Here is a 7,291-nt window from a genome sequence, read left to right as displayed (position 1 = left end):
GGCGGGTGCGGCGTGGCGGCCGCCTGCGGGTCCGGGGCGGGCGGCGGAGACGTGCAGGGACAGTTCGCCGCCGAGGACGTCGACGAGCACGTCTCCCCCGTCGGTGAGGGACCCTTCCAGCAGCAGGGACGCGAGCCGGGTGTCGAGGTGGCGCTGGATGGTGCGCCGCAGCGGGCGGGCGCCGAATTCGCCGCCTGCGCCGCGTTCGGCCAGCCAGGCCATGGCGGCGGCGGAGACCTCCATGCGGATGCCTTGTTCGCGCAGCTGCGCGGCGGTGCGTTCCAGCAGCAGCGAGGTGATCTCGGCGAGTTCGCGGTCGCCGAGGGCTTGGAAGACGGTGACCTCGTCGATGCGGTTGAGGAATTCGGGGCGGAAGAACCCGCGCAGGTCGTCGAGGAGCGCGTCGGCGAGTTCGTCGGCGGGTGCGGTGGAGTCGAGGATGCGGTCGGCGCCGATGTTGGAGGTCATGATGATCACGGTGTTGCGGAAGTCGACGGCGCGGCCTTGGGCGTCGGTGAGGCGTCCGGCGTCGAGGACCTGCAGCAGCGTGTTGAACACGTCGGGGTGGGCTTTTTCGACTTCGTCGAGCAGCACGACCGAGTAGGGCTGGCGGCGGATGCGTTCGGTGAGCTGCCCGGCTTCCTCGTAGCCGACGTAGCCGGGTGGGGCGCCGATGAGGCGGGAGACGGTGTGCTTGTCCTGGAACTCGCCCATGTCGAAGCGGGCCATGCGGTCGGCGTCGCCGAACAGGGCGCGGGAGAGGGCGCGGGCGAGTTCGGTCTTGCCGACGCCGGTGGGGCCGAGGAACAGGAAGCTGCCGATGGGCCGGTCGGGGTCGGCGAGCCCGGCGTGGGCGCGGCGGACGGCTTCGGCCACGGAGCGCACGGCGACGGGCTGGCCGACGACGCGTTCGGTGAGGCGTTGTTCGAGGTCGAGCAGGCGGCGCCGGTCCTGGTCGGAGACTTCGGCGACGGGGATGCCGGTGCGGCGGGCGACGACGTCGGCGACGTCGGTGGCTTCGACCAGCGGTTCGGCGGCCCAGGAGGTGCCGCCGCGGCGCATCCGCACCCGGGAGCAGGCTTGGTCGAGCAGGTCGAAGGCCTTGTCCGGCAGGAACCGGTCGGTGAGGTAGCGGTCGGCGAGGCGGGCGGCGGCGTCGAGGGCGTCGGGGGCGATGCGGACGCGGTGGTGGCGGCGGTACTTCTCGGCGACGCCGTGGAGGACGCGGATGGTGTCCTCGACGGAGGGTTCGGGTACCAGGACGGGTTGGAAGCGGCGTTCCAGCGCCGGGTCCTTCTCGACGTGCTTGCGGTACTCCTCGACGGTGGTGGCGCCGATCAGGTGCAGTTCGCCGCGGGCGAGGGCGGGTTTGAGCATGGTGCCCGCGTCCATGGAGCCCTCCCCCGCGCCCGCGCCGACGATGCTGTGCATCTCGTCGATGAACACGACGACGTCGTCGCGGTGGGTGCGCAGTTCGGTGAGCACGTCGCGGAAGCGCTGTTCGAATTCGCCGCGGAACTTCGCGCCGGCGACCATGCCCGCCAGGTCCAGGGACACGAGGCGCTTGCCGGCCAGGGGCCAGGGCACGTCGTGGTCGACGATGCGCTGGGCGAGGCCTTCGACCAGGGCGGTCTTGCCGACGCCGGGGTCGCCGATGAACACCGGGTTGTTCTTGGCGCGGCGGCCGAGGACTTCGATGGCCTGGTCGATCTCCTCGTCGCGGCCGATGACGGGGTCGAAGGCGCCGTTGCGGGCGAGTTCGGTCATGTCGAGGCCGAACTCGTCCAGGCGCGGGGTGGCGCTCAGCGAGCCGGGGCCGCTGCGGGTGCCGCGGGGTCGTTCGCCGCCTTCCATGGCGCGGGCCAGGGCGCGCCCCGCGACGGATTCGGGGTCGTGGGCCAGGCCCAGCAGCACGTGGCGGGCGCCGACGACTTCGGCTCCTTCGCCGAGGGCCTGCTGGTGGGCGCCGAGCAGGGCGCGGCGCGCGGAGGACGACAGCACGGGGGCGCGGCGCGGTCCGCCGGCGACGGCGTCGACGGTGCCAGCGACGGTGCGCACGCCGGTGGCGAGGTCGGTGACGCGGACACCGGAGTCGGCGAGCATGCGGGCGGTGGAGTCGACCTGGGTGACCGCCCACAGCAGGTGGGTGCTGTCGAGTTCGCGGCTGCCCCAGTCGACGGTGGCGTGGATGGCTTTGGAGACCACGTCGTGGGCTTCGGGGTCGAGGAGGTTGGCCAGGCCGAGGCCGCCGGGGCCGTGTTCGGTGCGGCGCTGCTCGCCGCCGCCTTCGACGAGGCTGTTGAGCAGCGAATCGAATGCGGCCGACGCATCGCCTGCACTGCCCCGATCCACTGGTGCACCTCCTGCCGCGGCGGGCACCGGTCGTGCCCGCACCACGCCACCATAGTGATCAACTCTTCTGGGTCGGGAACGCACCGCCCGCGCGGCGCCCGGTGGCGAGCCGTTCCCGCAGCGCTCCTGCCAGCAGCACGGCGCTGATCACGGCTACGACGGTACCGAGCCGGTGCAGTCCGGCGTCAGCGGCCGGTCCGGCGAAGCCGAGTTCGATGACGGCGGCGGCGATGTTGGCGCCGACGTACTGGGAGGTGCGGTAGAGCCCGGAGGCCATGCCGGCGTCGGCGGCGTCGGCCTGTTGGTAGAGGGCGGCTTGGTTGCCGATGTTGTTGAACCCGTTGGGCAGGCCGAGCAGGGCGGCGACGCCGAGCAGCGGCACCAGGTCGCTGGCGGAGTGCAGGAAGGTCAGCCCGAACCCGCCGGCCAGCAGCGCCACCGACCCGACCAGCAGCACGGGCCGGTGCCCGCGGCGGCGGATGACGCGCCCGGCCACGGCCACCGAGGCCATCGCCAGCAGCGCGATGGGCAGCACGACCAGCCCTGCCTGGTCGGGGCTGAGGCCGCGGGCGTTCTGCAGCCACATCGGGTAGCCGTAGAAGACGGTGTAGAAGGCGACGTAGGTCAGCGCGGTGCGCAGGTAGGTGCCGGTCAGCGGCCGGTTGCGGGCGAGCATCCGCACGTCGGCGAACGGGTCGGGCACCCGCAGTTCCCAGGTGGTGAACGCGGCGACGAGCACGGCCAGCAGTCCGAGCAGCCACCAGCGGGGTTGTTCGGCCAGCGACAGCAGGAACAGCATGAGCACGGCGATGCAGCCGGTGAACAGGGCGGCGCCGGGCAGGTCGAGGCCGCTCAGCACGGCGGTGGTGCTGGTGGGTGGCCGGGGCGGGTCGGCGGGCAGGTGGCGCCAGGCTGCGAGGCCGACGGCGAGGCCGAGGGGCACGTTGATCAGGAAGATCGATTGCCAGCCCTGCCAGGACACCAGCAGTCCGCCGACGACGGGGCCGAAGGCGATCATGACCTGTCCGCCGATGGCCAGGGCGCTCAGCGCCCCCGCGGGCAGGGCGGTGCCGCGGCGGTCGGCTTCGGCGCGCAGCATCGCGACTCCAGCGGGGAACGCCGCACAGGTGCCCAGGCCCAGCAGGATGCGCAGCGCGATCAGCCAGCCGAGGTCGGGTGCGAGCGGGGCGAGCAGGGAGCTGAGCACGGTGAGCACGAGGGAGGTGGTGAACACCCGGCGGGCGCCGATGCGGTCGGCCAGGCGCCCCGCGGTGGGCGAGCCGATGGCGGTGGCCAGGTACAGCCCGGAGATCAGCCAGGACGCGGCCGCGCCGGCGTGGAACTGCTGCCGGATGTCGACGAGGGCGACGGCCATGGTGGAGGCGTTGAGCGCTTGCAGCACGGTGCCTGCGGCGATGGTCAGCACGAAGCTGCGCGGCAGTGCTCGGTCGGTGCCGGTCTCCTGGACGTCGTGTGCGGTCACGTCACCCCACACTAGTTCGTTAGCGTGCCTAACTTCGGTGATCGTGGGATACGCCTCCCGGGCGGCGGGATTCGACCACCCGGACGACGGGTAGGCGAGGGACCCCCGATGAAGGAAGGTGAGCGCCGATGCAACGCGGCAGCGACAAGCACGGACCCGCGCAGGACGACGCGCTGGAGCAGGACGTGCGCGGACTCCTGCAGGGCAACCACCCCACCCGCGCCCAGGAGGAGCTCGACGCCGAACCGCCCGCCGACGACGACCCGGCCGCGCTGCGGCCCGAGCCCCCGGCACCGGGCGACGAACCCGAGGGCTGACCGGCGCCGCGCGGTCAGGCGGAACGTTCGGCGGCGTCCACCGCGTCCGCGAGCCGGGTCAGTTCGCGGCTGACGTGCACGAGGCGTTCGGCCACGACGCTGGCGTGCCCGGACAGGGCCCCGGCGTGCCCGGTGGCGCGCAGCCATTCGGTGACGCCCGCGACGCCGGCGGCCATGCCTTCGGCGGTGGCGGCGAAACCGCGGGTGGCGAGTTCGAGGTCGGCGACCGAGTGCGGCATGGCCGGGTCGCCGAGCCGTTCCCCGAGGACCCGGGCGGCTTCGCCGACCTGGAGGGCGACCTCCGCGGTGTAGCCGCCGTCGTCGACCCCGGGCCGCCTGCCGGCGGCGCGCCGCTGCGTCGGCGCCGCTGGGTGATCGGAGTGCGCGGGAAGGGTCATAACAGCTCAGCCAACCCCACGGAACCGGTGGAGACCACACCTTCGGGGCGAAAGTTCTCGGAAACAACCCGTTTCCCGCACAACCCCACGCCTGGGTTGCGCATTCCGCAACGCATGCTCTTGGGATGTGGGACGGACGCGGACCACCGGCCACCGCGGCGCCGTCACCACAGGTGACCGGTCAGGAAGACGACCCCAGCAGCCGCGCCACCTGCTCGTCGGTGGTCGCCGCGAAGCTCCCGTACCACTGCCCCACCGCGCTGAAATCCACCGGCCGCAGCACGCACACCACCTCGTCGGCCTCCGCCCGCAACGCCTCCACAGCGTCCGGAGCACCCACCGGCACCGCCAGCACCACCGACCGCGGCGCGGACTCCCGCACCATCCGCACCGCGGCCCGCGCCGTCGCCCCCGTCGCCAACCCGTCGTCGACCAGCAGCACGTCCCGCCCGCCGACCTGCGGTGCCCGGCCCCCGCCGAAACGCTCCTCGCGGGCCCGCGCGGCGGCCCGCTCCCGCTCGCACGCCTCGGCCAACGCCGACTCCGCCACCCGGAACGACCGCAGCAACCGCTCGTCGTAGCTCGGCGGGCCGTGCGCGGTCACCGCGCCCAACGCCAGCTCCGGCTGCCCGGGAGCACCGATCTTGCGGGCCACCGCCACCCGCAGCGGCGCCCCCAACCGCTCGGCGACCCGCGCCGCCACCGGCACCCCGCCACGGGCCAGGCCCAGCACCACCGGCCGCACCCATCGCTGCTGCGCGAGCTGCTCGGCGAGCACCTCACCCGCGTGCTCGCGGTCCCGGAAGCGCCCTGCCCCACCGAGCCCCGGCATCGTCGAACCTCCGTTCCCGAGGCGACCCTGCCACCACCGTGTGCCCGCCGCGGGCCCGGCGGGAAACCCGGTTCCCACCGATCAGTCCCGGAACGCCGCCACCCGCAACGTCCGCAACCGGTTGAGCGCCGCGGCCAGCTCGAACCGGCGCGGCACCGCGAAATCACCTGCGTACCGCTCGTCCACCCCGGCCACGCCGCGCTCGGCGACCCGCTGCCCGAACCCGTCGAGGACCTCGGCCACCGTGCGCGTCCCGTCCAGCAGGCCCGACCGCACGCACGTCACCAGCGCCAACCCGATGCCGGTGACCTGGCTGGGATCCACCAGCTGCTCGACGGCCCGCAACTCCACCGTCGACTCCCCCAGCGTCAGCGCATCGGTGCCGCGGGCCCGCACCTTCGGCCGCTGCCCCTCGATCGAGGACGGTGCGGGGATGCGGGCGCGCACCGGCGGGAACTCCTCGGCCTCCCGGCTGCGCCCGGTCGGGGTCGCCGCCAGCGCCCTGGCCCGGTCGGTGACCTCCCGCGCCTGGTAGGAGTCCATCATCAGCACCCGGTCGGCGACGTCCATGTAGTCGCCCGACCCGCCCATCACCAGCACCGTGGAAACCCCGCGGGACCGCGACAGCGGCCGGATCAGGTCCAGGAACGGCGTCAGCGGCTCGGACTCCTTGGCCACCAGCGCCTGCATCCGCGCGTCCCGGATCATCAGGTTCGTGGCCGCGGTGTCCTCGTCCACCAGCAGCACCCCCGCCCCGGCCTCCACCGACTCCACGATCGCCGCGGCCTGCGAGGTCGAACCGGAGGCGTTGTCGGTGGAGAAGTCCGCGGTGTCGGCACCGGTCGGCAGGTGGCTCACGAACGGGCTCACGTCCACCCGGTGCACCCGGCGCCCGTCCTCGGCGCGGACCTTCACCGTGTCCTCGCGGCTGACGACCAGTTCGCGCCCGTCGCCGTGCACGTGGTCGTACACGCCGTTCTCCAGGGCGCGCAGCAGCGTGGACTTGCCGTGGAACCCGCCGCCGACGACGAGGGTGATGCCCTCCCCGATGCCCATGCCGGTCACCTCACCCCGGTTGGGCAGGGTCACCGACACCCGCATCGACTCCGGTGAGCGGAACGGCACCGCGCCGGGCAGGGGGCGTTCGTCGACACCGCTGCGCCGCGGCAGCACCGCGCCGTCGGCGACGAACGCCACCAGGTCGCGGGCGGCGAGCTCCTCGCGCAGCGCGTCGGTGTCCTCCACCGACTCCACGAACTCCCGCAGCCGATCCTGCTCGGCGGTGGCGTAGCGCAACGCCGCCTCCACCACGTCCGGCACCCGGTCGCACAGGGCGCGTTCGGCGGCGCGGCCGTCGATGCTGCGCCCGCGCCCCGGCAGGTCGATGCCCAGCCGCAGCCGCACCCCGCCGCCGGGCAGCAGCTGGCAGGAGCTGCGGTCGAGGACCTGCTGGCGGCCGGCGTCGACGCGCAGCCCGCTGTCGCGCAACCGGTGCTCGGCGGCGCGCACCAGGAATCCCGCGACCGCCCGCGCCCGCACCGGGGTGGAGCGCAGCTGCTCGGGCAGGCCCGCGGTCCCGGGATGCACCCGCACCTCGCAGCGGCTGGCCGGGGCGTAGGGGTCGGGTTGGACGCGCTGCACTTCCAGGTCGAACCCGTCGAACGACCAGTCCCCGGTCAGCGTCTTGTAGCGGCCGTAGCCGGCGCCGTGCAGGTCGCGCAGCACCGAGCGCAGCCCGGCGGCATCGCGCGGCCCGGAGTGCTGCTGCGGCCCCCGGTCGCGGTCGGGTCGGTGGTCGTGGCGGCGGCGCCCCGCGCGCCGGGGGGCGCCGGGGGCGGGGGGGGGGGGTGGCAATGGCCGCCACGGTACCCCCCCCGCGGCGGATATACACACCCCGGCGCGCGGGGGA

Annotated in this window: 6 protein-coding genes; 1 reads left to right on the top strand and 5 read right to left on the bottom strand. The window is 74.1% G+C overall.

The features are described 5' to 3' along the window. Together LCD33_RS24965 and LCD33_RS24960 are read right to left on the bottom strand one after the other, a co-directional pair. Positions 1–2,352 (bottom strand): ATP-dependent Clp protease ATP-binding subunit (locus tag LCD33_RS24965; RefSeq protein ID WP_224978350.1); only part of this gene is annotated, 2,352 nt, incomplete at its 3' end. Between the two features lie 58 nt (positions 2,353–2,410). Next, positions 2,411–3,835 carry an MFS transporter gene (locus LCD33_RS24960; RefSeq protein WP_224961468.1) on the bottom strand — a complete coding sequence of 475 codons (1,425 nt, stop codon included), beginning with the start codon at positions 3,833–3,835 and terminating at the stop codon, positions 2,411–2,413. A gap of 128 nt (positions 3,836–3,963) precedes the next feature. On the opposite strand from LCD33_RS24960, the gene LCD33_RS24955 reads away from it, so the two are divergent. Next, positions 3,964–4,152: a hypothetical protein gene (locus LCD33_RS24955; RefSeq protein WP_224961470.1), complete on the top strand. Its 189-nt coding sequence runs from the start codon at positions 3,964–3,966 to the stop codon at positions 4,150–4,152. A gap of 14 nt (positions 4,153–4,166) precedes the next feature. Here LCD33_RS24955 and LCD33_RS24950 read toward each other — a convergent pair whose 3' ends face one another. The 3 genes from LCD33_RS24950 to LCD33_RS24940 all read right to left on the bottom strand — a co-directional run bounded on the left by LCD33_RS24950 (position 4,167) and on the right by LCD33_RS24940 (position 7,236). Continuing rightward, a complete protein-coding gene (locus LCD33_RS24950; RefSeq protein ID WP_224961472.1) occupies positions 4,167–4,550 on the bottom strand; it encodes a hypothetical protein in 384 nt (127 codons plus the stop codon). Between the two features lie 181 nt (positions 4,551–4,731). Further along, positions 4,732–5,382 carry a phosphoribosyltransferase gene (locus tag LCD33_RS24945; protein ID WP_224961474.1) on the bottom strand — a complete coding sequence of 217 codons (651 nt, stop codon included), beginning with the start codon at positions 5,380–5,382 and terminating at the stop codon, positions 4,732–4,734. 81 nt (positions 5,383–5,463) lie between these two features. Beyond that, the gene (locus tag LCD33_RS24940; protein ID WP_224978349.1) at positions 5,464–7,236 is read right to left on the bottom strand and encodes an ABC-ATPase domain-containing protein; all 1,773 of its coding nucleotides are present in this window, start codon (positions 7,234–7,236) and stop codon (positions 5,464–5,466) included. Between the last annotated feature and the right edge of the window lie 55 nt (positions 7,237–7,291).

This window comes from Saccharopolyspora sp. 7B (assembly GCF_020177435.1).
Lineage (GTDB): Bacteria > Actinomycetota > Actinomycetes > Mycobacteriales > Pseudonocardiaceae > Saccharopolyspora_C > Saccharopolyspora_C gregorii.
This window is presented reverse-complemented; position numbering and strand designations above follow the sequence as displayed.

What these genes read in the sequence shown, in the direction of transcription:
- LCD33_RS24950 (WP_224961472.1), bottom strand. Translation starts at nt 4,550, where the DNA reads ATGACCCTTCCCGCGCACTCCGATCACCCAGCGGCGCCGACGCAGCGG.
- LCD33_RS24955 (WP_224961470.1), top strand. Translation starts at nt 3,964, where the DNA reads ATGCAACGCGGCAGCGACAAGCACGGACCCGCGCAGGACGACGCGCTG.
- LCD33_RS24945 (WP_224961474.1), bottom strand. Translation starts at nt 5,382, where the DNA reads ATGCCGGGGCTCGGTGGGGCAGGGCGCTTCCGGGACCGCGAGCACGCG.